Genomic DNA, 26,277 nt, shown 5'->3' with positions numbered 1-26,277 from the left:
AGGGGAAACTCTTAGTAAAAGAGGATGATTAAGTTGTACAGCTTCCTTTTACTTTTCAGTTTATTAAACCCTTTACTTCCTCCTCACACACCGGCTGAGCCCGTTATTATTGTAAACAAAGCGACCCATGAGGTTGTGCTCTACCAAAGCGACAAAGTTCTCTTCAAGGCACCTGCGGCCATAGGGAAGACGAAGGACTTGACGCCGGAGGGGCAGTTCAATGTTAAAGTGAAAGCCAAAGATCCGTACTATCGTAAAAAAGATATTCCGGGTGGTGATCCAAAGAACCCACTTGGGAGCAGGTGGATCGGTTTTGATGCCAGAGGGACAGACGGTAGAATTTATGGCATTCATGGAACCAATCAGCCGGATTCCATAGGTAAATCAGTCTCGGCTGGTTGTATCCGGATGAATAACAAAGATGTCGAGGCTCTATTTGACATGGTTCCTGCTGAGGCGGATGTTTTGATTGTAGATAGTAAAAAGGAAATGCCTGATTTATATCGCTTCTGGGAAGAAAACCAATTACAGAAACAACTCTAGAAACTAAGAAAGCCGAAGAGATGGAAGTTCCATCTCTTCGGCTTTTTTCATTCATTTATTATAAGAAGAAACTCGCGCCAGCCAATGCACTAGATAGAAGCATAGACAGAATCATGACATAGATCACGACTTTCATACGGCGTTCGCGTTTTGAACGTTTTTTTGTAGCCAAGGTGTGTAACCTCCTTCTCAGTCAATCCTACTGACATTCTACCTAAAAAAGAGAAATTGGACAAGGGCGTGAAATCATTTACAATAAAATTGTGAATGATAGTAATTTTTAGATAGGTAAGCGCTTCATTTCTGGTATGCTAGTAGTGTGAATGGACTGAATAAGGAGGCCTTTCTTATGAACACATCATCAAGTGACCAACACCCGAAGCAAAAATGGGAAAAAGATGTAGAAAAAACGACGGAGCGTTTTCCGGAACGGAAAAAAGCGTTTCATACAAGTTCCGAAATTCCGGTCGAACGATTATACACGCCGGAACAGATGGATGAGGACTACATAGAGGAGATCGGCTTTCCAGGCCAATATCCTTATACAAGAGGGATTCAGCCGACCATGTATCGAAGCCGCTATTGGACGATGCGTCAATATGCAGGATTCGGATCGGCGGAAGAAACGAATGAAAGATTCCGCTATTTATTGAAACAAGGGCAGACCGGTTTATCGGTCGCTTTCGATCTGCCGACACAAATCGGATATGACTCGGATGATCCGATGGCTGATGGGGAAGTGGGGAAAGTCGGTGTCGCCATCGATTCGTTGAAGGACATGGAGCAACTCTTCGATCAGATTCCACTCGATAAAGTCAGTACATCTATGACGATTAACGCACCGGCCAGTATTCTGCTTGCGATGTACATCGCTGTTGGAGAAAAACAGGGAGTGGCTCCTGAAAAACTGACAGGGACGATTCAAAATGACATTTTGAAAGAATATATCGCTCGAGGTACGTATATCTATCCACCGAAACCTTCCATGAGGCTGATCACAGATATTTTCGGGTACTGTCAGGAACATTTACCGAAATTCAATACCATCAGCATCTCCGGCTATCACATCCGGGAAGCAGGTTCTACGGCTGTTCAGGAAGTCGCCTTTACGATTGCGAACGGCATGGCTTATGTAGATGCGGCGATTGAAGCTGGACTCGAAGTCGACCAGTTTGCGCCAAGGCTTGCCTTCTTCTTCAATGCTCACAATCAATTTTTTGAAGAAGCGGCCAAATTCCGGGCAGCTCGTCGCATGTGGGCAAAAATCATGAAAGAACACTATGGAGCAGAAAACCCGAAAAGCTGGAAGCTCCGATTCCATACACAAACAGGCGGAAGTACGCTGACGGCTCAGCAGCCGGATAACAATATTGTGCGCGTCACATTGCAGGCGCTCGCTGCTGTTATGGGGGGGACGCAAAGCCTGCATACCAATTCCCGTGATGAAGCTCTGGCTCTGCCTACCGAAGACTCGGCACGCATTGCTTTACGTACACAGCAAATCATAGCCAATGAAAGTGGCGTGGCGGACACGATCGATCCACTGGCTGGTTCTTACTACGTAGAGTCGCTCACAGATCAGATCGAAAAAGAAGCCAATGCTTACTTGGATCGCATCAAAGAATTCGGAGGAGCGGTCCAGGCCGTTGAGGAAGGGTATATGCAGCGGGAAATTCATAAAGCTGCTTATGATGCTCAAAAACGGATCGAATCGAATGAGGACATCGTCGTTGGCATGAATGAATACAAACTTGAAGAAGAAATCCATGCAGACTTGTTACGCGTAGATGAAGCGCTGGAACAAGCCCAAATCAAGAAAACACAGGATGTTAGATCTTCCCGCGATCAGGAATCTGTCAACCATTGCCTTAAGAACCTTAGGGAAGCGGCGAAAGGGAAGGAGAATGTCATGCCTCATATTGTGGCGGCGGTTAAAGTTTATGCCACAGTCGGGGAAATCGCGAACGTTTTACGAGAGGAATTTGGAGAATATACCGGAATGTAGGAAGGGATGATGAGGATGAAACCAATACGTGTACTTATAGCGAAACCAGGGTTAGATGGACATGACAGAGGAGCTTTAATTATCGCTCAAGCACTCAGAGACCATGGAATGGAAGTCATCTATACAGGCCTGCGGCAGTCGGCTGTGCAAATTGCCAGAGCGGCCATACAGGAAGACGTGGATGTCGTCGGACTTTCCTCTCTTTCCGGTGCTCACAAATCATTGTTTCCTAAAGTGGTCCAGGCACTGGAAGAGCAGGGAGCATCGGATATTCCAGTCGTCGGGGGCGGTGTCATACCTGCAGAAGATATTCCTTTTCTTGAGGAAAAAGGGGTCAACAAAATCTTCACCAGCGGGTCACCGACAGATGCCATCGCTCTTTATATTAAGCAGCTTCTGAACAAGGAAACAATAGAAGCACCGAAACGGATCGCCCATATCGGAATTGCTGTGGAAAGCATTGATGCAGCCTTACCATTTTATCAGCATAACCTTCACTTAGAGCTTGAAGCTGTAGAAGTCGTGGAATCAGAACAAGTCCGCGTGGCTTTTCTAAAAATCGGTGAAACGATGTTCGAATTGTTGGAGCCTCTGAGTGATGACTCCCCGATCCAATCGTTTTTGACGAAAAAAGGAGAAGGTGTCCACCATATCGCATTGGAAGTGGACGATCTCACAAAACGTTTGGAGCAGTATAAAGAACAAGGCGTCCGTCTCATTCATGAACAACCGAAACAAGGTGCTCATGACAGCCAGATCGCCTTTTTGCATCCAAAAGCAGCGAATGGTGTCCTGTTTGAACTATGTCAGCATGGAGAGGAGGAATAACGATGGACATTTTTGATAAAATCAATGAATTATATGATAAGCGCCGCCAAGTTGAATTAGGAGGCGGAGATGAACGGATTGACAAGCAGCATGATAAAGGGAAATGGACAGCGAGGGAACGCATCGAACACCTGTTGGATGAGGAGTCTTTCATTGAGCTGAATCCATTTATTGAACATCGTCATGATGCCTTTGGGATGGACGGCAAGTCAGCGCCGGGTGAAGGGGTCGTGACAGGTTTTGGTAAAATTCATGGACGTGATGTCTATTTGTTCGCTCAGGACTTCACGGTTTACGGTGGAGCCTTAGGGGAAATGCATGCGAAAAAAATTGCCGCTGTCATGGATCTTGCTGCGAAAAATGGAACCCCTTTTATTGGCTTGAACGATTCTGGAGGGGCACGCATCCAGGAGGGTGTATCTTCCTTGGATGGGTATGGACAAGTCTTTTACCGCAACTCCATTTATTCTGGGGTCATTCCGCAAATATCGGTCATTATGGGTCCTTGCGCCGGCGGAGCAGTCTATTCTCCAGCGATCACTGATTTCGTCATCATGGTAGAAAAAACATCGCAAATGTTTATTACCGGACCGAAAGTCATTGAAACAGTGACTGGTGAGCAAATTTCTGCAGAGGACCTTGGTGGCGCTGGTGTTCATAATTCCTTGAGCGGGAATGCTCACTTGAAAACCTCTGATGAAGCTTCTGCTCTGGATGCGGTCCGGGATCTTGTCAGTTACCTGCCGCAAAACAATGAAGAACTAACCCCTGAAGTTGAAGTGGAAGTTGAAGATGATTTCAGACCTGACATCACGGATAAAATTCCTTTCGATCCGATCCGTCCTTATGACGTACGTATCGTTATCGATGAGTTCGTTGATGAGGACTCCTTTTTCGAAATTCATAAGGACTTTGCAAAAAATATCGTCGTCGGATTTGCGCGTCTGCAAGGGAAGACCGTGGGACTTGTTTGTAATCAGCCTAAATATATGGCTGGCGGCCTTGATATCGACTCTAGTGATAAAGCTGCCCGTTTCATTCGTACGTGTGATTCTTTTAATATCCCTCTCATTACATTTGAAGATGTAACCGGATTCTTCCCAGGCATCAAACAGGAACATGGGGGAATCATCCGCCACGGAGCCAAAATTTTATACGCATATTCCGAAGCCACCGTTCCGAAACTGACGGTCATTACGAGAAAGGCTTATGGAGGAGCCTATGTCGCTTTGAATAGTAAATCGATCGGGGCCGATCTCGTTTATGCCTGGCCAAATGCGGAAATTGCCGTGATGGGTCCTGAAGGCGCGGCAAATATCATTTTTGCCAAAGAAATCAGAGAAAGTGACACACCAGAAGAAACGCGGCAAAATAAAATCAATGAATACAGAGAACGATTCGCAAATCCATACGTAGCCGCAGGACTCGGGATGATCGATGATGTCATTGATCCAAGAGAAACACGGTCAACACTAATCAAAGCACTGGATATGCTGAAGAATAAACACGAAGAACGCCCATATAAAAAACACGGTAACATCCCTCTATAATTGACACCGTCCTCCAGTTCCGCTAACGTACTAAGAGGAATGTGTTTACATATGAAGGAGGAAGACATATATGGTAGCCATTAACAAAGAACGCTTGCTGGAAGAGTTCTTAGAGTTGGTACAAATCGACTCAGAAACAACGCAGGAAGCTGAAATCGCTAAAGTATTAAAAAAGAAATTCGAGGACTTAGGTTTGGAAGTGCTTGAAGATGATGCTGCCTCGATTACTGGTCACGGGGCAAACAACCTGATCTGCAATCTAGAAGGTTCTAAAAAGGACGCAGAGCCGATTTATTTCACTTCCCACATGGATACAGTGGTCCCAGGGAACGGCGTTAAACCTTCTGTAGAAGACGGGTATATCGTAACAGATGGTACGACAATCCTTGGAGCGGATGACAAAGCAGGCGTCGCTGCCATTCTTGAAGCGATCCGTTCTCTTCAGGAACAAAACGTGGAGCATGGTGACCTGCAGTTCGTCATCACCGTAGGAGAAGAAAGCGGTCTTGTTGGCGCGAAGGCTCTGGATGCTTCCATGCTCAAAGCGAAATATGGGTATGCGCTTGACAGTGATGGTCAAGTCGGAAACATTATCGTAGCTGCTCCTACCCAGGCAAAAATCAATGCGATCGTCAAAGGGAAGACGGCTCATGCAGGAGTTGCCCCTGAAAAAGGAATTTCAGCAATCACACTGGCTTCCCGCGCGATTGCTAAAATGCCACTGGGCCGTATCGATGACGAAACAACAGCGAACATCGGACGTTTTGAAGGCGGTCAAAAAACGAATATCGTTTGTGATCACGTAGAGGTCTTAGCCGAAGCCCGTTCTCTAGATCCTGAAAAAATGGAAGCGCAAGTCGAGAAAATGAAGCGAGCGTTCCAAGAAACAGCAGAGGAAATGGGTGGCGAAGTCGAACTCGATGTCGAAATCATGTACCCTGGCTACAAGCAGCAAGCCGGAGACCAGGTCGTTGAAGTCGCACGTTCTGCTGCGAAACGGATCGGCCGCGAAAGTGAACTGCTGACAAGTGGCGGCGGAAGTGATGCCAACGTCATCGCAGGCCACGGCGTACCTACAGTCAACTTGAGTGTAGGATACGAAGAAATCCATACAACCAACGAACGCATGCCTGTGAGCGAGCTTGAAAAAATCACAGAGTTCGTAACAGCGATCGTTGAAGAAGTAGCACAATAACAAAAGTGGACTCCCTGAAATTTCAGGGAGCCTTTTTTTTGATTCACATTACAGTTTTACACATAAGCTCCCGATTGTGGAAGACTCGATTTCGAGACTTTTGTTGAGTGGATGGGGGCGGGGGAGATGACTCGCTTTCCATGGGAGCGCAATGAGCACATACCACGCATCCTTAAAGGAAGCCTTGCCTAGTTGAAATAATGAATGACAATTCCTGGCCATGGATACGGGGTCAGGGAAACGACGATTTGCAGTGCTTTGAATCCGTCAGTAGAAAAACACACACGTTCGTGTCTCCATTCGTTTTTCATGCGGACGTTTCCCAGACCCTGTTCCCACGCCTTATTCGCGCGGGATCTATGGTTAAAACGACTCTATAACGGCGTGTGTGAACAGGTCTTCATTACAAAGCTCGGCAGGTTACTGTTAGAGGGATTTTGAGAACCTCGTATGGTAAAGGGGCGGAGGGAAACGGTGAGACTCCTGTGGGAAGTGCGTGGTAGATGAGACCCCGCAGAGCGTGAGCTCGAGGAGGCTCATCACTCGCCCACGGAAAGCGAACCTTTTCCCGGAGCCCCTAAATTCTCACAATAGTCTCGAAATCGAGTCTTACACAATCCTGCCAGTTAGTTCAATAACACGATTATGAGTTTTATGTATTAGACAAACAATAAATGAAGCGTTGAGGAACAATAATGAAGCTTAGCATGGTATAATAGAGAACAAATGTTCCAATGGAGGAAGAACGTTATGCAGTCCAAATGGTATCCTAAAAAAGGACGCGTCATTTTTCATGTCGATATGAACAGTTTCTATGCATCTGTGGAAGCAGCTTTTGATCCATCATTAAAAGGAAAGCCGCTTGCCATTGCAGGAAACCCTGAAGAAAGACGCGGAATTATTGTCACAAGCAGTTATGAAGCCCGCAAGTACGGGGTTAAAACGACGATGCCTTTAGGAGAGGCGAGAAGGTTGTGCCCTGATTTGATTGTTATGGGGCCGACGTTTGAACGATACCGTACAGCATCAAAAGAGATGTTCAAGATCTTAGCTGATGTGACGCCGCTCGTACAGCCTGTTTCCATTGACGAGGGTTATATGGATATTACCAACTGCGCGGACCAAGGTTCCCCTCCAGAAATAGCCGAACGTATCCAGCAGCGGATTAATGAAGAACTCGATCTTCCATGCAGTATCGGGATAGCTCCAAATAAATTTTTGGCAAAAATGGCTTCTGATATGAAAAAGCCTATGGGAATCACGATCTTACGGAAAAGAGATCTTGAAACAAAATTATGGCCTTTACCGATAGAAGAAATGTACGGAGTCGGGTCGAAAACAGCAGAGAAATTAAGGAAAGTCGGCATAGAAACCATTGGGGATTTAGCCAAACACCCTGTCCTTGAGTTGAAGGGTGTTCTTGGAATCAATGGAGAGCGACTAAAAAATAGAGCGAATGGAATGGATGATCGGCCTGTTGACCCTGAGGCTGTTCATGAATTTAAAAGTATCGGCACATCAACAACGCTTCCACAGGATACGACGGATGACACGGAGGTACAAACGGTCATTCGCAGACTTTCCAATAAAGTGGAAGGTCGGATGAAAAATAAAAAGGTTCTTGCGAGAAATGTGCAGTTGACGATTCGTTATCATGATCGTAAAACAGTGACACGTAGTCGGCAGCTGCAGGAATTCATCCATTCGTCTGAAGATCTTTTTCAAGTGGCGATGCAATTATTCGATGACCACTGGAATCAGCAGCCTGTTCGTCTGCTCGGCGTTACCGCGAGCGACCTGGCGGAGAAATCAGAAGTCAGTCAACAACTTGATCTCTTTAATTTTGAACAATATGCCAGCAAGGAAAAATTGTATCAAACGATTGATGATCTGACTGAGAAATACGGCAAAAACCCTTTCCGTAACCTCAGTAATCCTTCGAACCCCCAGGTGAATACGAGCTTTCAAAAGGACTTTCTCGACGATTTCAAAAAATGATTCCCAGGCATAGCCTCCATTTTCTTTTCCATACTAAAAGGGAAGGGAGGCGTTCTAGAATGGGTAGAGATCGACAAGAGAAAAAGTTGAAAAAATCCGGCAGAGTGGAGTCCGACCGTGATCAGCGCCTAAGTTATCCAGGTGCGACCGCGATGGAGGGGCCTGAAGCAGCTCGTAAACGCAGATAATCAAGGAGGCGGATTTTTATGGGTAGACGCATGGGACCAAAACAACAGGAACAACCGAACTTACCACTAGGGCCGAAACAAGCATACGGGGAACCGGCTCAAGGATCTCATAAAGTGAAAAACAGGCAGCATTCGCGTCAAAAACAAAAATCTTCTCACGATATGTAAGATGAAAAGGCAGCCTTTTTGGCTGTCTTTTTTACTATAAAACATCCAATTATCTCCACAGGAATGATGCTCATATTATCTGGGTTCTTGGACAAAATAATTCTTGAGGAGGTTGAGAATGATGCCAGAACGAATTGTCGCCGTTAGAAAAAACGGGCAAGGTAGCATTGTTGAAATGCAACTGTCGTCAGGACAAGTGATCGATTATAAGCGAGCACATGAAATGGCGCGCAGTGGTGAACTGGAACACGTGAACCTCATTCGAGGCAAAGATGGAGAAGAACATCTGCGCAGTGAACCAGATGGCATTCAATCCAACAACTTGGACAACCTTCCATCTTTCTAATAGAGAACCCAGGCAAAGCCTCGCGCTTGCCTGGGTTTTCTTTATTTCGCTAAAGCTCCCGTTTGTGGAAGACTCAGTTTCGAGACATTTGTTGAGTGGATGGGGGCTGCGGGGAATGGCTCGCTTTCCGCGGGAGCGCGGTGAGCCTCCTCGGACTGCGTCCTGTGGGGTCTCACCAAGCACTTTTTTCCCGCAGGAGTCTCCCCATTCCCCTCCGCCCCTTTACCATAAGAGTATCTCGAAACCACACTTTCAGAATAAGCAGCTTTCCGGCGTAATGAAAGGTAATGGGTTCAACTTACAACCAAGCAGTCATTTTAACCCTAACGCTTGCTATAGAGCGCTTTTTAACTAGAATGCAGTGGTTATGGAAGACGCTCCATTTGTGTATGTGGGTTCGTTATTCACATATATCGAATGGGGTGGTTGGGAAGCTGCGAGACTCCCGTGGGAGAAAGGAGATAGGCGAGATCCCGCAGGACGAAGTCCGAGGAAGCTCGCCACTCCCCCACAGGAAAGCGAGTAGCTTCCCAGCCACCCCTGACGCTCAACACGGCAACGAACCCCCAAAAACATCTCGAAATCGAGTCTTCAAGAATCCTGCCATTTTCTTCAACAACAATAGTGAGTGGGATGATAAATAATGAAATATATACATATAAATATTTCAAAAAGTTATTGACTTCTTTTTTTATTGAGGTACACTAAAAATGAAATAAATGATGTATTTTATTACAAAACTTTTAATTGGAGATGATGATATGGCAATCTTCGCAAATCAAGTCAATAAAACGTATCAGAGCGGAGAAGTGAAAGTTCAGGCGCTGCGCCAGGCGTCATTAGAAGTACCAGATGAAAAAATCGTAACGATTCTTGGGCCTTCAGGGTCAGGAAAATCAACGCTGCTTAATGTCATCGGGGGAATCGACCGTTACGATTCAGGGTCAATCAAAGTAGGAGACACGGTTCTTGATCAATTGAAGGATCGCCAACTTACTGATTACCGACGGAAATTCGTAGGGTTCATTTTTCAGCAGTATAATTTAATTCCAACACTGACCGTCGAAGAAAATGTTGAAGTGGGTCGGGAATTGAGCCAGCAGCCGCTCGACATGAAAGACACGCTTGAAAAAGTAGGCATGTGGGATAAGAAAGATAAATTCCCTTCTCAATTGAGCGGTGGTGAACAGCAGCGTGTCGCAATCGCGAGAGCACTGATTAAAAACCCGCAGATTTTACTTTGTGATGAACCAACAGGCGCCCTTGATGAAGAAACAGGGAAAAATATCTTGAAGTTGTTGAAGTTCGTAAATGAGCAGTACGGCACAACGGTTTTAATTATCACCCATAACCAGGGAATCGGTGAGATGGCTCATTCTGTTATCCGAATGAAAAGCGGTGAAATTATTGATTCCTATGAAAACGAAAATCCTGTCCACCCAGAGAAGGTGACATGGTCATGATTTTAAAGAAATCTGTGTACCGGACTTTAAAAGAAAAGAAATTTCAATATGCCGGGGTGGCCGTTCTTCTTTTACTTGCAGTTATGCTTTATGTATCCTTATCCATGGCCATCACGACACTGGAATCAAGAAATGAAACATTTTCGGAGGACTATAAACAGGAAAGCTTTCATTTTGTAGCTGGTGGGAGTGTTACAGATGAACAGCTCTCTTTATGGGAAGATGAGTACAATGTGACTTTAGAGAAACGTAAGTATGTTGATTTTGAGGTCGATGATTCGACGTTACGTGTGTTTACGACTACAGAATCTGTTAATATCCCTTATATCGCTGAAGGGAAAGCACCAACAGGCGATCAAGAACTGGCTGTATCCAAAGTGTATGCGGAAAAACATCAGTATCAGTTGGGTGATACCATTACAATCGGTGATGATGAATTTGAAATTACAGGCTTCGTCTATTTACCCGATTATATTTATATGATCGAGCAAATGACAGATTTGTTAGCAGATGCTGAAAAATTTGGGATTGCGGTCGTTTCCCGCACAAGTTTTTCCGGACAGACGGAAATTCTAGGATGGACAGGAGATGGAGATGTTCCTAATGGGTTTAGGGAAGCGGTAAGTGAAGAAACGGCTCTTTTGCAATTCGTCCATTCAGACGATAACCCTCGCATCGGTTTTGTGGAAACAGAAATTGAAGGCGCCAAAGGTATGACCACTACATTACCGCTGTTCATTCTTGCCCTCTCAATTGCCATGGTATTGATGCTCATGAAGCGACGGATGGAAATGCAGAGAAAAGAAATTGGTACGCTCATGGCCCTTGGTTACCGTAAGAAAGAATTGGTCCGTCATTATTTAGGGTATGCCTGGGTCATTGGATTGGGAGGAACTGTCGGTGGTTTAACTGCAGGTGCAGGTCTTTCTGTACCGCTCTCGAACCTTTATGCAAACTATTTTAACTTACCGGCCCTCTCGATGTTTGACTGGGATCCTTTTGTTCTTGTTATAGGATTTGTCCTTCCTTTATTGCTTTTGATCTTACTCACGACCTTCGTTATCAGTCGGACGTTACGAACAGAACCACTGACGCTACTGAGGCCAAAAGAGGTCTCCAGTGGGAAAAAATCCTGGCTAGAAAAACTTCCACTTTTACAAAAAGGAGGTTTTATTCGCAGGTTCCGGTTGAGGTTATTGGTGAGAAACAAAGCGAGAAGTGTCTATATTTTTATCGGGGTAATGTTCTCTACCGTTTTATTATTGTTTGGATTGATTACGTTTAATAGCATGGACCAGCTCGTAGAAACGACGTATAAGGAAATTTTGAAATACGACTATGCTGTCCACTATCAATCGTTGATGACAGAAGAAACGAAGGATGAACAAAGTCCTTTTACAATGAATGAACTTGGTGTCGTAGATCAAGATGTGAAAATTACGGCTTACGGAATGGAAAAAGATAATGAGTTTATTCAATTGAGTGCTGAGGGTGAAAATCTGGAATCCGATATATCCGAAGGAGCGATTATCAGTGCCCCTCTAGCTGCCTTGCTTGGGATAGGGGAAGGGGATGAAATTAACCTCGAAAACTCTTTGAACTCGGATACGATGCAGGTGGAGGTCGCTGCAGTAGCCGACCTGTATATTGGGAATAACCTGTATCTTCCTCGCGAGAAGTTGAACGATTTCCTTGGTTTCCCTGATGAAGCCTATACAGGGACCTGGCAAAACAAGTCTCCGGAAAATAGCGAAAATGTTTATATGGTAGAAGATAAGCAGAAGGCGATAGACAGCTTTGAATCGACGACAGGCGCAACTAGAGCTTCTGTGGCCGGAATGGCCGTGTTTGCTGTATTAATTGGAGTGATTGTTCTTACTTTGCTCACCAACTTGATTGTTGAGGAAAATTCACCTTCGATTTCGTTGTTTAAAGTGATGGGCTATCATGACAAGGAAGTCTCGAAACTTGTCTTGAGTGTGTACACCCCAATCGTACTGATCGCTTACTTTGTTTCAATCCCGCTCGCGAGTTTGAGCTTGCAGCAAACGATGAACACACTTGTTCAAGAAACCGGTTTTCTTATGCCGACAGATGTTGCGTGGTGGATGGTCGTGATTGGGTTCATTGTTATCATGCTTACGTATTGGCTCTCTCTTGGGCTATCTAAACGAAAGTTGAAAAATGTATCCTTACAGGAAGCATTGAAAAAGCAACAAGACTAGAGAAAAAGGACAGCGGCCGGGCCGCTGTCCTTTTTCGCTCGCAAGAAGTCTGGAACGCTCGCAAGAAGTCTGGAACGCTCGCAAGAAGTCTGGAACGCTCGCAAGAAGTCTGGAACGCTCGCAAGAAGTCTGGAACGCTCGCAAGAAGTCTGGAACGCTCGCAAGAAGTCTGGAACGCTCGCAAGAAGTCTGGAACGCTCGCAAGAAGTCTGGAACGCTCGCAAGAAGTCTGGAACGCTCGCAAGAAGTCTGGAACGCTCGCAAGAAGTCTGGAACGCTCGCAAGAAGTCTGGAACGCTCGCAAGAAGTCTGGAACGCTCGCAAGAAGTCTGGAACGCTCGCAAGAAGTCTGGAACGCGCGCAAGAAAGCCGGAACGCACAAAAAAAGCGAGCGCAATGCTCGCTTTTTACTATCCGAAGAATTTCTTCAGCACGGCCATGCCGAGCTGGGATCCGGGATAGCGGAAGTTCTGATCGAACCGGGTCGTTTGTTTTGTTATGCTTTTCTCATGCGTAAAGGTATCAAAGCTTCGCTTGCCATGGTAGCTGCCCATACCACTCTCGCCGACGCCTCCAAATGGAAGGTGTGGATTGATGATGTGGTAAAGGGTATCGTTGATGCATCCGCCGCCGAAAGAGATCGAGTTGAGGATGCGCTGCTGTTCGACTTCGTTTTCGCCGAAGTAATACAGGGCAAGCGGCTTTGGCCGGCTGTTGATTTTATCAATGGCTTCATCGAGTGCATGGTAAGTCAAGACTGGCAGCACAGGCCCGAAGATTTCATCTTTCATGACTTGATCTTCCCAGGACACCTGATCGATAATGGTAGGCGCGATTTTGTGTTTGGATTCATCCAAAGAACCACCGACGACGACCGTTCCGGAATCGAGGTAAGAAGATACTCGTTCAAAGTGCGTTTGGTTTACGATTTTGGTGTACTCTTCATTGTCCAAAGGATTCTCACCGTAAAACTGCTGAATGTACTTTTTCATGGCACGGATCAAATCCGCTTTTACTTCATGGTGGACATAAAGGTAATCAGGTGCAATACACGTTTGTCCTGCATTGGTGAATTTGCCCCAGACGATGCGTTTGGCGGCAAGGTCGATGTTTGCATCTTTGTGAACGATCGTCGGGCTTTTTCCTCCAAGTTCCAGCGTCACAGGGATGAGCTGTTTGCTCGCTTTCTCCATAATGATTTTTCCGACGGGAACGCTCCCGGTGAAGAAAATATAATCAAGCGGTTGTTCAAGCAGCTCCTGGGTCACCTCTTTATCGCCTTCAACGACGGCAATAAAGTGAGGAGGGAAGTATTGTTCAATCATCTTTTTCAACACCCACGAAACAGTTGGTGTCAGCTCAGATGGTTTGATGATGACCGTATTTCCGGCTGCAATCGCACCGATCACCGGGGCGAGGGCGAGCTGGACGGGGTAGTTCCACGGAGCGATGACCAATACAGTGCCATAAGGTTCTTTTCGAATGAAGTTTTTTGAGCCTGTATGGGTGAGTGGTGTCTTCACTTTAGTCGGCTGCATCCATGTTTTTAACTGTTTCACATGGTGATCGATTTCACTTTTCAAAAAAGCGATTTCTGATGCGTACGCTTCATATTCGGATTTATTCATATCGAATTTCAAAGCATTGAGAATTGGTTTTTCAAAGGTCGCGAGCATCTTTTTCATTTTTAACAGCTGTTCTTTACGGAAAGCATAGCTCTTCGTATGTCCCTCTTTGAACCATGATTTTTGTAGCTTCACCGTTGGGTGCATACAGCTCCTCCTTTGTTAAGTCCGTTTAATGGGATGTTGATAAAAATCGTATGCGATGGTGGTGTTTGGGAATATGCCCTGTGCTTCGTCCAGGAGCTCCTCCACCGAATCACCCTGGTACCTGGAAGAAACATGATTAAGAATCAATTCTCCAACATTTGCTTTCTCTGCAAGGGTGGCAGCTTGTTTGACGGTGGAATGAAAATAATCATAAGCCATCTTTTCTTCATCCCCAGCAAAAGTCGCCTCATGAACGAGGACGTCGCTGTCTTTCAAGACCTCTTCAAGATGTGGAAGGTAACGTGTGTCTCCCAAAATGGCGATTTTGCGACCCTTTTTAGGCGGTCCAATCACGTCTTCGCGGTTAATGACTCTTCCATCCTCAAGGACCGTCCGAGGTTGATTTTTGATCTTTTGATAGACAGGTCCAGGTTTGATTCCCAACGCCTTTAGCTTTTCTGGCTGAAGCTCGCCAAGTTGATCTTTTTCCTTAAGGATATATCCATAGCTTTCAAGTCCATGTTCAAGTTTAACGGCTTCAACGATGAACTGTTCGTCTTCGAAAAGCTCACCTTCTTCCACTTCTTCAATGTAAAGGGGGTAGCGAAGGTGCGTTCCGCTCAATTCGAGACTGATATCAATGTAATCTTTTAAACCGCGCGGCCCGTAAACGGTTACAGGAGTTTCTCCACCTTGGAAAGAACGGCTGCTCAATAATCCGGGCAGTCCATAAATGTGATCCCCGTGAAGGTGGGTGATAAAAATCACTTCAATTCGTCGCGGGCGTATGTTTGTATTTAATATTTGCTGTTGTGTGCCTTCTCCACAGTCAAAGACCCATGTCGTTCCACGCTCTTCAAGAAGGCGGAGGACAAGGGAGGAGACATTTCTTTCTTTTGATGGGACACCAGATCCCGTACCTAAAAAAAATAGTTCCATTGCCAACACTCTCCTACACTTATCATGATACCACCAGAAGGGGGAGAACACACTTGAAAAGCCATAAAAAAAACTGCCGGATGCGTTTCCGGCAGTTCGCAGATGTTTACCAAGCACGAGTGTATTGTCTTGGCCCTTCTAATGAGTAGCCGAGTTCATCAGCTGCTTCTTTTGGCCAGTAAGGGTTTCTCAAGAGAGCCCGGGCCAGGAAAATCAAGTCGGCCCGTTCATTTTGCAAAATTTCTTCCGCTTGATTTCCACTTGTGATCAAACCGACAGCCCCCGTGTCGATACCGGCGCCTTGTTTGATTTGTTCAGCGTACGTAACCTGGTAACCGGGGTAAGGATCGATCGCAGCAGGTACGACACCACCTGAGCTGACGTCAATGAGATCTACACCCTGAGTCTTCATCTCACGGGCAAAATAGATAAAGTCGTCCATCGTGTTTCCATCTTTATGATATTCTTCTCCGGAGATTCTGACGAACAATGGTCCATTCCATTCATGCTTAACGGCCTCGATCGCTTCACGCAGGAAGCGGTAACGGTTTTCACGGGTGCCTCCATATTCATCGTCCCGCTTGTTCGTAAGAGGGGAGAGGAATTGGTTGATCAAATACCCGTGGGCTGCGTGAAGTTCAATCACATCAAAACCGGCTTCTTTAGATCGGCGAGCCCCCTCGCGGAAAGCTTCCACTGTACGTTGGATGTCTTCTTTCGCCATTTCTGTCGGGACCTTCATGGATGCACTGAAAGCTTCAGCACTCGGGGCGAAAATTTCATCCCGTAAGTTGGCTTTACGTCCGGCATGGGCCAGTTGAATGCCAGCTTTAGCCCCGTGACGGTGTATGCCTTCATTGATTTTTTGTAATCCTTCAATGTGTTCGTCGTTCCAGATACCGAGGTCTTCATGTGAAATACGGCCTTCAGGTAACACAGCGGTCGCTTCTGTAATGATCAGTCCGACTTGTCCAGCCGCGCGGCTTTCGTAATGGGTAAGGTGAAAGGGCTGAGCATAGCCGTCCTGATTGTCCGATGAATACATACACATCGGAGACATGACGATACGGTTTTTTAACGTGACGTCTTTTACTGTATAAGGTTCAAATAATTTATGTTTCAACGATGATCCTCCTCCGAGTTACGGAAAAATTGTTTCAATTCTTTGATCGAATACTGGTTGCCACGCCATTCAATTCCTCCACGTATCCATGTCAGGATAAGCGCTCTAGCAAGCATGAAAACAAACAAAAATGCGAAAATCGGCAGACCGAAAATCATCCACCATGGATAGTTTGTAAAAGAACGGGTAGTTAAACCATATAAACAAAATAACAAAAGGATGTTAATCGCGCTAATAATTTGAACGGGAGGATCACCGAAAATGAACAGAAAGAACGGAAGCACTTGCGAAATAAGGACGCCGAAAACAGCAAACAAGGAGAGGGAAACAGAGTAATTCAATCCAGCAAAGGCATTTTTTTCAAAACCCTGAAGAGCGGATTTGAAGTCTGGATACCATTCGACAGAAAGAAGCTGCTTGGCTGTTACGAGTTTTTGTCTGAATCCAGCCGCCTTAATCTTCTGCCCGAGGGCAAGATCATCATCAGGGCGAAAGCGCACCGCCTCATGGCCCCCGATCTTTTGATAACAGGATTTCGTCATCATTTGGAAAGCTCCAATCCCCATCCCACCTCTAGGTTTCTCCTGGTTCGCCGTCCATGGTCGTTTTAAATAACCGAAACCGAACAAAAAGTAGGAGATCAAGCCACGTAACGCAAAAGAACGGGCCGTTAGATCTGGTGCTGCTGTGAGGTGATCGAGCTTTTCAGCTTTCATGGCTGTCGTCGCTTTAGTGAGGGTCTGTTCTTCGAATTGAATATCTGCGTCTGTAAAAAGCAAATAAGCGCCAGCGGCAAGCTCGGCGCCTTTTTTCAGAGCATGATTTTTCCCAAGCCACCCTTTTGGCAGGTGATCGATATGAACGGCTCGAATGGAAGAGTGCAGGGCAGCTGCTTCATCGATGATTTCACCCGTTCGATCATTGGAGCGGTCGTTTACAGCGATGATTTCAATTTCCACGTTTTTTTGGTTCGCAAGGGTGTGCAACGTTTCGTGAATAGAGTCTTCTTCGTCTTTAGCTGCGATGATCACAGAGATGAGCTCGGACGTTTGAGAAGGAACGGTATGTTCGAGCTTTGGAATTTTTCTAATCCCCAAAAGGAAGTCAGTGAGCAGGATGGTCCATACAAGTATGAGTCCAACAAATACCCAAAACATATTATCGATTTTTCCGTTTTCGAAAAAGATCACGATACTCGATGGCCTGATGAGGAACATCTGTGAAAATTCCGTTCACACCCAGGCTGTAACACTTTTTCATCATGGAAGGGCGGTTGACCGTATAGATGCGGAGTTCTAGGTTTTCTTTGTGGCAGCGTTTCACGAGCTTTTTATCCAGAAGGCGGTGTTTGACATGCAAGGCATCACACCCTTCGGATTTCGCGTATTGAGGAAGGTTCCGCATTTTCGTCGATGTCAAAAATGCCGTCTGAATCGATGGATTGATTTCTTTCATGCGTGTGAGGGAATCGGCATTGAAACTGGAAATAACGGTCCGCTCCAGAACGTGATACCGTTTTAAAGATTCATAGACAATCCGCTCGATGTTTTTATAGGCAATGACGTTCGTTTTCAGTTCGACATTTAAAAACATAGGCTGGTCTCGAAACCAGCGAAGAAACTCGTCCAGTGTTACAATATAAGTGTCAGAAAATTTAGGAGAAAACCAGCTTCCTGCATCAAGCAGGCGCAGCTGAGCATATGTATAGTCTTGTACGAACCCTGTTCCATTGGTGGTGCGTCTCAGGTTTTCATCATGGATGAGGACGGGGATTTGGTCTTTGGTTAGCTGCACATCGGTCTCGATTCCGTCAGCTCCGGCTGCACGCGCCAGTTCAAAAGCAGGCATCGTATTTTCCGGAGCGAGCTTACTCGCTCCTCGATGAGCGTAAATAAGGGTTTTCATCGTGACGTTCACCTCTTCCAAGTAGCTTATGAGTTTGATTGTGTTTGATAATTCAGCAAAAGTCAATAAGGAGTGTGACCCCATGACAGTTTGGCAGACGAAAGAGCAGTTGACCGATCTCTTATGTTCTTTGGTAGAATATCCCAGCATAACGAACAGTAATGAAGAAATCGCAATCATCGAATACTTATATTATATTTTGGAAGATCGCGATTATTATAAAAAACGGCCCAGCCACCTCAACTTGCATCCGCTGGACGATGGGCGTCAATTACTGACAGCTTTAGTAAAAAAAGACGAGGCCAAGGAGACGCTCGTATTGATTTCCCACGTCGATGTCGTGGGGATTGAAGATTACGGTTCCTATCAGAATCTTGCTTTCTATCCGCGTGAGCTCACTCAAGAGCTACATAAGAATGTAGAAGATCTGCCGAAAGAAGCAGCCCGAGACCTGGAGTCAGGGAACTGGCTCTTCGGTCGAGGAACGATGGATATGAAAGCAGGTCTTACCGTCCACTTATCCCTATTGGAAAAGGCGATGGCAGGGGAATTTGACGGGAATTTACTTTTAGTCGCTGTCCCTGATGAAGAAGTGAACTCGGAAGGAATGCTGGCTGCTCTTCCAGCCCTTGCCGAGATTCGGGATAAAGAGGACCTTGAATATAAAGCGGCTCTGAATGGCGAACCGATGTTCAGCAAATATCCCGGCGATCCTGCTTATTATTTATACACAGGTTCCATTGGAAAGACGCTGCCGGGCTTTTTATGTTACGGAAAAGAAACGCACGCCGGTGAACCGTTCGGAGGGTTGAATGCCAACCTGATGGTCAGCTACTTAGCACAGGAAATGGAACTGAACGAAGCCTTTATTGAAAAGGTCGGAGGAGAGCGGACACCGCCTCCGCTCAGTCTGATGCAGCGCGACTTAAAATTTGAGTATTCGGTGCAGACCCCTCAGGCAGCGGTCGCGATGTACAATGTCCTCTATATGAAGCAGTCCATTACAGAACTGAATGAAAAACTATTACAGGCGGCGCAGAGGGCAAAAGCGAAAATCATCAATCATTACCACCATCAGGCGTCTTTTTATTTGGAAGGCACGCAGACATCCGCTTTTCATCCGGACATCACGATACTGACCTATGATCAATTATACAAGGAAGCGGTCGCACGGTACGGGAAAATGGAAGTCGATCGCCGGCAGAACCGGTTAGTCAATTTGAGAGACCAGGGCGATCGTGATTTCTCTACAACACTTGTCCAAAGTCTTGCATCCATATGCAAAGATATCAGCCCGATGATCGTCCTTTTTTATAGTCCACCTTTTTATCCGGCGGTATCGTCTAATGACGATCCTTTCATCCAGCATGGGGCCAAAACGGCCATCGATTATGCCAGGGAGAAGTTCGGAGAAGAGCTTGAAGTGGTGGAGTATTTTACAGGGTTGAGCGATTTGAGTTTTATTGGACCGACGTCTTCCACGTCTTCACTGTCAGATTTGACGAAGCAGATGCCGATTCACGGGAATGGTTTTGAGTGGCCGACAGAAGTGATGGAATCGATCACAATGCCGATCATCAACATTGGACCATTAGGAAGGGATCCGCACCAGTGGACGGAACGCCTGGAATTAACCTACAGTTTTGAAAAACTGCCTCAGATTTTGACGCGGGTTATTCATGAGTTCTTTAAGAAGGACATGGGATAAAAGGGTTTTTGAGCAAACTTCTCTAAAAGGTCGGTGGTAGGATGGGCGTTATTTTTATTACTGGATTATCTGGTGTCGGTAAAACAAGTGTACTGCAAAGATTGGGGAATGAAGGATACGATGTGGTGGATACCGATGATCATGGGTACACAAAGAAAATCGCTACAGGAGAAGGGGATGAAATCGTGTGGGATGAAGAAAAAATCTCGCATCTTATCGAGCGAAAAAAGCACCCTCATTTAATCCTATCAGGTTGTTATTCGAATCAGGGTAAATTCTATAAATCTTTTGATTATGTCGTTTTGTTGGAAGCGGGTCTTGATCTCATGCTTGATCGTGTGATCAAAAGAAAAACAAATCCTTACGGAAAGCACCCAGATGAAAGAAAAGCAATCATAGAAAGTTTCACTCATGTGCTGCCAAAACTGCAAGCAAATGCAGATGTGGTGATCGATACATCAAAGGTGGGCATCTCTGAAACGGCCGATCGTTTGAAAAGTTTAATGATCCTGTCGCATCAGGTCAGGATTTAGGTATAAAAAAGCGTCCGGAAATCAATTCCGGACGCTTTTGTTTAGGATGGATTAACCATTGTATTCGAATCCTGCTCCAGGACCGATTGGCAAGCCGGTCAGCATCCAAATCAACAGCATCAATGTCCAAATGACAAAGAATGCAATGGAATAAGGAAGCATGGTAGAAATCAATGTACCAATACCGACCTTCTTATCATACTTTTGTGCAAACGCAATGACGATCGCAAAGTATGGCATTAATGGTGAAATGATGTTCGTTGTAGAGTCGGCAATCCGGTAAGCGAGCGTTGTAAGCTCCGGAGAGTAACCGAGCTGCATCATCAACGGTACGAATACGGGAGCCATAATCGCCCATTTCGCTGACGAGCTTCCGATGAACAGGTTGATGATACCAGCTACGAACATAAAAGCAATAATAAGTCCGATGCCTGTGAAACCGATGGAATCTAGGAATTCTGCACCGCTGACAGCAATGACTTTTCCAAGATTCGTATGGTTGAAGTAGGCAACGAATTGACCAGCCGTGAAGGCAAGAACAATGTAAATTCCCATGCTTGCCATCGTGTCGGACATTTGATTGGCTACGTCTTTATCATTCTTAATTTCGTTCGTTATCTTCCCGTAAACATAACCAGGGACAAAGAACATGATCAGAATGACAGGCACTAAGCTATGGAAAAATGGAGATGCTAAGAAATCATCAGGGTTACGCAGTGGCCCCCAGGATGGTACGACAAGCAGGGATAGCAGCCCGATGGTCACGATAAACGCGATCAGAGCACCAATCATCCCTTTTTTCTCAAGTGGAGAAAGGTAGTTGACTTCTTCTTTCACGCCACCTTTGTAATCTCCAAGACGCGGCTCGACGATTTTGTCTGTTACGAGTGTACCGACAATCGTAAGGACGAAAACAGATACAATCATGAAGTAATAGTTCATCGTATAAAGAATCGTATCCGCATAGGCAGGATCAATGGTCGCTGCCGCTTGAATGGTCAAGTCACCAAGCAATGGATCCAACGATGTGAGGAGCAAGTTAGCACTGAAACCAGCGGAGACACCCGCGAATGCCGCAGCAAGACCTGCAAGTGGGTGACGCCCAAGACCGGCAAATAGGACCGCTCCAAGTGGTGTCAAAACAACGTAACCGGCATCAGCAGCCATACTGGACATAATACCACCGAACACGAGCGCTGCTGTCATCAGTGAACGCGGTACGGATGTAACAAGTCCACGAAGCATCGCACTGATCAGTCCTGAGCGTTCGGCAATTCCGATACCAAGCATCGTAACAAGAACCGTACCGAGCGGCGCGAAGCCTACGAAGTTTTCTACCATGCTTTCAAACATGTATTGAATGCCGTCACTGGAAAGCAAGTTGACGACTTGTAACGTTTCGCCGGTCGCTGGGTCTTCGACTTCCACATTCATCGTGGAGAAGATCCAGGAAGCGACGACAACCATGAGTGCAAATATTGCGAACAATGTGACAGGGTGAGGCAATTTGTTCCCGACGCGCTCAATCCAGTCGAGAATGCGCATTGTCAACCCTTTCTTTTCTTGTTGTTCCATGATCTTCCTCCTTATTGACCTTTACATTTCTTTTAAATTTACAATGACGCGTTAAAGTATAATGAAAAGTAATTTTTATTTGAAGTCTTTTGGAAAAAGTCCCACTAGAAAAACAATTATGAATAATGTGACGTCCGTAATCTTTGTCGCATAGGAGGAAAATCTATGGCAATCATGCTACAATATAGAAAAGTGAATGATCATTCAGTATGGAGGAAGTGTTATGAAGACATTGAAGGATACCATTACACAATTCACATTGCCTACCCCTTATGCAGTCGGGGATGTGCATGTTTATTTAGTAAAAGGTGAGCGGCTGTCCCTGATCGATGCAGGCGTGAAGACGGAAGAGTGTTGGAAAGCGTTAGTTGAACAGTTAAAGGAAGCGGGATACCAGCCGGAAGATATTGAACAGGTGATTTTGACCCATCACCATCCGGATCATATGGGGCTTGTTGAACGATTACCGAACGTGAATACCATCGCCGGCCACCCGAAATTGAAGCCCTGGCTTGAGCGGGAAGAAGAATACTTCTCTCATTATGAAGAATTTTTCAAAGGCATGTACAAGGAATCTGGAGTGCCTGAGCGCTTTTTCCCATTGTTAAAGGGATTGAGGAAGACATTGAAATGGACGTCGGAAGGAAAGCTTACCCACGAATTGACAGAAGGTGACCGGTTACCGGGTCATGAAGAATGGGTGACAATCGAAACACCCGGCCATGCCCAAAGCCATTTATCTTTTTATAGAGAAGGGGACGGGGCGTTGATTGGTGGAGATCACCTGCTCTCCCATATTTCTTCGAACCCTTTACTTGAGCCGCCTCACACAAAGGGAGAGGTTCGTCCAAGACCTTTGCTTGACTACCGAGATTCTATGGAAAAGTTGTTAAAGTGGGAGATTGGTAACGTCTACCCGGGGCATGGAGACATCTTCGATCGTGCGCACGAACTGATTCAGGAACGGTTAAAAAAGCAGGAACAGCGAGCGGAAAAGGTATTTCGAATGTTTAGCGAGGGGCCATTACGTGCATATGACGTATGCAAGCGTCTCTTTCCGAAACACATCGAGAACCAATTCGGTTTGACGATGTCTGAAACAATCGGACAACTGGACTACTTAGAAAGCGTTGGAAAGCTTAAGGTTTCTTACGTAGACGGAGAGAAATTCTATCAAGCAAATAGGTGATCGAATGAATGAACGAGTAAAAGGAAAAAAAGTACTTATCACAGGAGCCTCGAGTGGAATTGGCGAATTTCTCGCGATCCACGTCGCGCAGGAAGGCGGGACCCCGATCCTTGTGGCGCGGACCGCACACAAATTGGAAATCATTGCAGAAAAGATTGAAGGAGCCTTTGGCGTCAAAAGTCCATGGTACCCTGCGGATTTATCGAATGATGCAGAGTGGAAAGATACGATTGACCGGATTTGTTATGAACATGGATCCATCGACGGGCTGATTAACAATGCAGGAATCGCCGTGTTCGATCCTGTGGCCGAATCGAATTGGCAGGATATCGAGCGTATGCTGTCTGTGAACGTGAAGTCACTGTTTCGCGCCACGCATCAGTTGCTGCCACATTTGGTGCAGCATGGAGAAGGCCATATCATCAACATAGCATCACAGGCAGGCAAAATCGCCACACCGAAATCTGCCGTTTATGCAGCAACTAAGCATGCGGTTATAGGTTTCACGAATGCGTTAAGGATGGAAGTAGAGCCTTTAGGCATCTATGTCACTTCCGTCAATCTCGGACCTGTGAGGACGAATTTCTTTCAACAGGCGGACCCGAGCGGGAAGTATGAGAAGTCGGTCGATAAGATCATGCTTGATCCAAACCGTGTAGCAAGGACGGTCGTCCACCATTTATTTACGAAACAGCGTGAGATCAATATGCCTTCATGGATGGACTCCGGAAGCAAAGTCTACTCTCTCGCACCAGTCGCGATGGAAAAACTCATGCAAAGACAATTCAACAAAAAATGATACCATCCACCTGTCCAGGCCAAAGCCTCTTTCCATTCCGGAAGAGGCTTTTTGTATGGGGTGAATGGAAAAATATGTATGACCAATATGTATGACCTGGTACACCAATATTTGTAAGACCTGGTCGGACAGGAAATGGTAGCAGGAATTGGTACTTGCAAAAGCGAACATATATTCGCATAATGAGGATATACTAGGTAAAGGAGGTGGAGACGACATGGGGCATCCGAGCATTGATTATGGAAGGTATCCGGACAGGGGGATTTTGTGTGTGGATATGAAGAGTTTCTATGCGAGTTGTGCGGCGATTGACCGCGGACTTGATCCGCTCACGGTCCCGCTTGCCGTCGTTGCGGATATGAACCGGAAAGGGAGTGTCGTATTGGCTGCGACTCCGGCGATGAAAAAGAAATACGGCATCCGTACAGGAAGCCGCCTGTTCGAAATCCCTTCCGCGCCGGAAATCGTCATCGTCTCCGCGCAAATGAGGAAGTACTTAGAGGTGTCCACTCAAGTGACGAACCTTTTTCACAAATTCGTCCCGAAAGAAAAGATCCATACGTACAGCGTCGATGAAAGCTTCTTAGAAGTGGGAGATAACAAAGGGAAGTTCGGTGTGCCGGAAGAAACGGCACAAATGATTGTCGATGAATTAAAAGAAACATTCCATCTGGATGCGGCGATCGGCATCGGGCCGAACATGCTGCTTTCCAAACTATGCCTCGATCTTGAGGCAAAAAAGAAAGGTATCGCTCGCTGGACGTATGATGACTTTCAAGAGAAGTTGTGGCCGGTCGCACCCTTGTCGGAAATGTGGGGGATTGGCCCACGGCTTGAACACCGTCTGAATCGCATGGGCATCTGGTCTGTCGGGCAACTGGCGAAATTCCCGCTCGATCGCCTTGAAAAAACCTTCGGCGTGATGGGAAACCAACTGTACTACCATGCGAACGGCATCGACTTGTCCGACCCCGGTGCTCCGATCATTCATGGTCAGGTGAGCTATGGAAAAAGTCAAATTCTCCTTCGTGATTACCAAGATCCGGAAGAGGTGAAGTACGTCATCCTCGAAATGTGTGAAGAAGTGGCCCGACGTGCTCGGAAAAAAGGCCATGCAGGAAGGACGATTTCCCTCGGGATCGGCTACAGTAAAAGCGAAGGGTCGGGTGGATTTCACCGCTCTGTATCCATTGAGCATCCGACGAGCATTACGATGGACATTTACCATGCCTGCCTCACCCTGTTCCACCGCTTTTTTAACGGCGGAGTCGTCCGCCGCATCTCCGTCACCCTCGGAAACATTACGGAAGATGCCAATGTCCAACTCGACTTGTTTGATGACGGCCGCGATAAAAAAAGAGACCTCGGCTATGTGATGGATGAGATTCGTGAGCGCTACGGGCAGGATATGCTTCTTCGCGCAGTATCCTGGACAAATGCAGGGACCGCCCGCCACCGTAGTCGTCTTGTCGGCGGACACTACGCAGAATAAAACAGAACCGTTGCCTCGGAAGCGTGGTTTTTTTACAATAGAAGAAACAGGAGGGATGAACGATGAAACTACGCATCACCGAAGAAGCGAAGCAGCAGCTAGAACAAATCCAGGATCCTGAGCGTCCGCTCATCCGACTTTTTTATGACACAGAAGGATGTGGCTGCGGCGTGAATGGACTGCCAACCATTCGTCTGGAGAAAGAAGAGCGCTCTACCGATCGAAAAGTAGAAAATGATGATTATGCCGTCATTATTGATGATCAGCAGGCGACCTTTTTCAAAAAGGATATGAAGCTCGACTTTATGAGAGGCACGTTCCGCCTTTCCAGCCCGGACGGCATCCTGAATCCGATCATCCCGATCAAAGACGTGAAAGAAGGAGCGACCGTATGAGTAAGAAAAAGACGCAACCCGGATCTCTCGGAGACCAGCTGAATGCTGATGTTTTATCAAAGCTGAAATCCAAAAAGACGGATCTGAAGCAGCAGGCCGTTGAACGTGAAGAACAGGAAAAGCAGCGCCGAATCGAAGAGCGCAAGCGAGCAGAAGCGAACAAAAGCTTTGAGGAACTGCTGAATGAAAGTGAGCTCGACTGGAAATCCTTCAAAAAATAAGCACCCCGCTACAGGGTGCTTATTTTTTATGAGAATTTATTGAGTAAAGTCGTTATGGATTAGAGTTAGGGCGTTGCACCCTCTCGTTAGAGCACTATTGCACTCGTTCGGTCAGTA

Annotated in this window: 26 protein-coding genes; 18 read left to right on the top strand and 8 right to left on the bottom strand. The window is 46.1% G+C overall.

Translation table 11 applies throughout. The features are described 5' to 3' along the window. The first annotated feature begins 24 nt into the window (after positions 1–24). A complete protein-coding gene (locus ACJA3J_RS13780) occupies positions 25–543 on the top strand; it encodes a L,D-transpeptidase (RefSeq protein WP_089651793.1) in 519 nt (172 codons plus the stop codon). A gap of 58 nt (positions 544–601) precedes the next feature. On the opposite strand, the gene prli42 is transcribed toward ACJA3J_RS13780, so the two are convergent. Continuing rightward, a complete protein-coding gene (gene prli42, locus ACJA3J_RS13775) occupies positions 602–715 on the bottom strand; it encodes a stressosome-associated protein Prli42 (RefSeq protein WP_226590761.1) in 114 nt (37 codons plus the stop codon). 177 nt (positions 716–892) lie between these two features. Between prli42 and ACJA3J_RS13770 the strand changes: the two genes are divergently transcribed. The 4 genes from ACJA3J_RS13770 (at position 893) to ACJA3J_RS13755 (ending at position 6,121) form a co-directional block, all read left to right on the top strand. Next, positions 893–2,548 carry a methylmalonyl-CoA mutase gene (locus tag ACJA3J_RS13770; protein WP_089651795.1) on the top strand — a complete coding sequence of 552 codons (1,656 nt, stop codon included), beginning with the start codon at positions 893–895 and terminating at the stop codon, positions 2,546–2,548. Positions 2,549–2,563: 15 nt separating this feature from the next. Next, positions 2,564–3,376, top strand: a complete 813-nt coding sequence (gene mce, locus ACJA3J_RS13765; RefSeq protein WP_089651887.1) for a methylmalonyl-CoA epimerase — start codon at positions 2,564–2,566, stop codon at positions 3,374–3,376. A 2-nt stretch (positions 3,377–3,378) separates the two neighbouring features. Then, positions 3,379–4,926: an acyl-CoA carboxylase subunit beta gene (locus tag ACJA3J_RS13760; RefSeq protein ID WP_089651796.1), complete on the top strand. Its 1,548-nt coding sequence runs from the start codon at positions 3,379–3,381 to the stop codon at positions 4,924–4,926. A gap of 70 nt (positions 4,927–4,996) precedes the next feature. Continuing rightward, complete coding sequence (locus ACJA3J_RS13755) at positions 4,997–6,121, top strand: M20/M25/M40 family metallo-hydrolase (RefSeq protein WP_089651797.1); 1,125 nt, start codon at positions 4,997–4,999, stop codon at positions 6,119–6,121. Positions 6,122–6,309: 188 nt separating this feature from the next. On the opposite strand, the gene ACJA3J_RS13750 is transcribed toward ACJA3J_RS13755, so the two are convergent. Beyond that, entirely contained in the window at positions 6,310–6,432 is a 123-nt protein-coding gene (locus ACJA3J_RS13750; RefSeq protein WP_279615119.1) for a hypothetical protein, read from the bottom strand. Between the two features lie 439 nt (positions 6,433–6,871). Between ACJA3J_RS13750 and ACJA3J_RS13745 the strand changes: the two genes are divergently transcribed. The 6 genes from ACJA3J_RS13745 to ACJA3J_RS13720 all read left to right on the top strand — a co-directional run bounded on the left by ACJA3J_RS13745 (position 6,872) and on the right by ACJA3J_RS13720 (position 12,509). Further along, positions 6,872–8,119, top strand: coding sequence for a DNA polymerase IV (locus ACJA3J_RS13745; protein ID WP_406944365.1), 1,248 nt, complete (start codon positions 6,872–6,874; stop codon positions 8,117–8,119). A 59-nt stretch (positions 8,120–8,178) separates the two neighbouring features. Next, complete coding sequence (locus ACJA3J_RS13740; RefSeq protein WP_089651799.1) at positions 8,179–8,307, top strand: YpzI family protein; 129 nt, start codon at positions 8,179–8,181, stop codon at positions 8,305–8,307. An 18-nt stretch (positions 8,308–8,325) separates the two neighbouring features. After that, positions 8,326–8,475 (top strand): small acid-soluble spore protein P, encoded by a 150-nt coding sequence (locus tag ACJA3J_RS13735; RefSeq protein WP_089651800.1) that lies wholly within the window; start codon positions 8,326–8,328, stop codon positions 8,473–8,475. A gap of 121 nt (positions 8,476–8,596) precedes the next feature. Next, positions 8,597–8,821: a DUF3892 domain-containing protein gene (locus ACJA3J_RS13730; RefSeq protein WP_115894242.1), complete on the top strand. Its 225-nt coding sequence runs from the start codon at positions 8,597–8,599 to the stop codon at positions 8,819–8,821. A 761-nt stretch (positions 8,822–9,582) separates the two neighbouring features. After that, positions 9,583–10,284, top strand: a complete 702-nt coding sequence (locus ACJA3J_RS13725) for an ABC transporter ATP-binding protein (RefSeq protein WP_406944364.1) — start codon at positions 9,583–9,585, stop codon at positions 10,282–10,284. Further along, positions 10,281–12,509: an FtsX-like permease family protein gene (locus ACJA3J_RS13720; RefSeq protein ID WP_406944363.1), complete on the top strand. Its 2,229-nt coding sequence runs from the start codon at positions 10,281–10,283 to the stop codon at positions 12,507–12,509. The genes ACJA3J_RS13725 and ACJA3J_RS13720 overlap by 4 nt, the downstream gene beginning before the upstream one ends. Positions 12,510–12,919: 410 nt before the next feature. Here ACJA3J_RS13720 and ACJA3J_RS13715 read toward each other — a convergent pair whose 3' ends face one another. The 5 genes from ACJA3J_RS13715 to ACJA3J_RS13695 all read right to left on the bottom strand — a co-directional run bounded on the left by ACJA3J_RS13715 (position 12,920) and on the right by ACJA3J_RS13695 (position 18,248). Next, positions 12,920–14,281, bottom strand: coding sequence for an aldehyde dehydrogenase (locus tag ACJA3J_RS13715; RefSeq protein ID WP_089651803.1), 1,362 nt, complete (start codon positions 14,279–14,281; stop codon positions 12,920–12,922). A 15-nt stretch (positions 14,282–14,296) separates the two neighbouring features. Next, entirely contained in the window at positions 14,297–15,220 is a 924-nt protein-coding gene (gene rnz, locus ACJA3J_RS13710; protein ID WP_089651804.1) for a ribonuclease Z, read from the bottom strand. A gap of 106 nt (positions 15,221–15,326) precedes the next feature. After that, entirely contained in the window at positions 15,327–16,343 is a 1,017-nt protein-coding gene (gene namA, locus ACJA3J_RS13705; protein WP_089651805.1) for an NADPH dehydrogenase NamA, read from the bottom strand. Continuing rightward, complete coding sequence (locus ACJA3J_RS13700; RefSeq protein WP_167356025.1) at positions 16,340–17,500, bottom strand: glycosyltransferase family 2 protein; 1,161 nt, start codon at positions 17,498–17,500, stop codon at positions 16,340–16,342. The genes namA and ACJA3J_RS13700 overlap by 4 nt, the downstream gene beginning before the upstream one ends. 1 nt (position 17,501) lies before the next feature. Further along, the gene (locus ACJA3J_RS13695; protein WP_089651889.1) at positions 17,502–18,248 is read right to left on the bottom strand and encodes a glycerophosphodiester phosphodiesterase; all 747 of its coding nucleotides are present in this window, start codon (positions 18,246–18,248) and stop codon (positions 17,502–17,504) included. A gap of 82 nt (positions 18,249–18,330) precedes the next feature. Between ACJA3J_RS13695 and ACJA3J_RS13690 the strand changes: the two genes are divergently transcribed. Both ACJA3J_RS13690 and ACJA3J_RS13685 read left to right on the top strand, forming a co-directional pair. Next, positions 18,331–19,956, top strand: a complete 1,626-nt coding sequence (locus ACJA3J_RS13690; RefSeq protein WP_406944362.1) for a M20/M25/M40 family metallo-hydrolase — start codon at positions 18,331–18,333, stop codon at positions 19,954–19,956. 41 nt (positions 19,957–19,997) lie between these two features. Then, complete coding sequence (locus ACJA3J_RS13685) at positions 19,998–20,489, top strand: AAA family ATPase (RefSeq protein ID WP_406944361.1); 492 nt, start codon at positions 19,998–20,000, stop codon at positions 20,487–20,489. Positions 20,490–20,540: 51 nt separating this feature from the next. On the opposite strand, the gene ACJA3J_RS13680 is transcribed toward ACJA3J_RS13685, so the two are convergent. Then, positions 20,541–22,064, bottom strand: a complete 1,524-nt coding sequence (locus ACJA3J_RS13680) for an AbgT family transporter (protein WP_089651809.1) — start codon at positions 22,062–22,064, stop codon at positions 20,541–20,543. Positions 22,065–22,287: 223 nt separating this feature from the next. Here ACJA3J_RS13680 and ACJA3J_RS13675 point away from each other — a divergent pair, with 223 nt between their 5' ends. The 5 genes from ACJA3J_RS13675 (at position 22,288) to ACJA3J_RS13655 (ending at position 26,160) form a co-directional block, all read left to right on the top strand. After that, positions 22,288–23,253 (top strand): MBL fold metallo-hydrolase, encoded by a 966-nt coding sequence (locus ACJA3J_RS13675; RefSeq protein ID WP_406944360.1) that lies wholly within the window; start codon positions 22,288–22,290, stop codon positions 23,251–23,253. 4 nt (positions 23,254–23,257) lie between these two features. Continuing rightward, a complete protein-coding gene (locus ACJA3J_RS13670; protein WP_089651810.1) occupies positions 23,258–24,052 on the top strand; it encodes an SDR family oxidoreductase in 795 nt (264 codons plus the stop codon). A 217-nt stretch (positions 24,053–24,269) separates the two neighbouring features. Further along, complete coding sequence (locus ACJA3J_RS13665) at positions 24,270–25,544, top strand: DNA polymerase thumb domain-containing protein (protein ID WP_115894235.1); 1,275 nt, start codon at positions 24,270–24,272, stop codon at positions 25,542–25,544. Between the two features lie 62 nt (positions 25,545–25,606). Then, positions 25,607–25,939 (top strand): iron-sulfur cluster biosynthesis family protein, encoded by a 333-nt coding sequence (locus tag ACJA3J_RS13660; protein ID WP_089651812.1) that lies wholly within the window; start codon positions 25,607–25,609, stop codon positions 25,937–25,939. Beyond that, positions 25,936–26,160, top strand: a complete 225-nt coding sequence (locus ACJA3J_RS13655; RefSeq protein WP_406944359.1) for a YqkE family protein — start codon at positions 25,936–25,938, stop codon at positions 26,158–26,160. The genes ACJA3J_RS13660 and ACJA3J_RS13655 overlap by 4 nt, the downstream gene beginning before the upstream one ends. Positions 26,161–26,277 lie beyond the last annotated feature (117 nt).

It is taken from the genome of Halobacillus sp. SY10, from assembly GCF_045401165.1.
Classification (GTDB): Bacteria; Bacillota; Bacilli; order Bacillales; family Halobacillaceae; genus Halobacillus; species Halobacillus aidingensis.
This window is presented reverse-complemented; position numbering and strand designations above follow the sequence as displayed.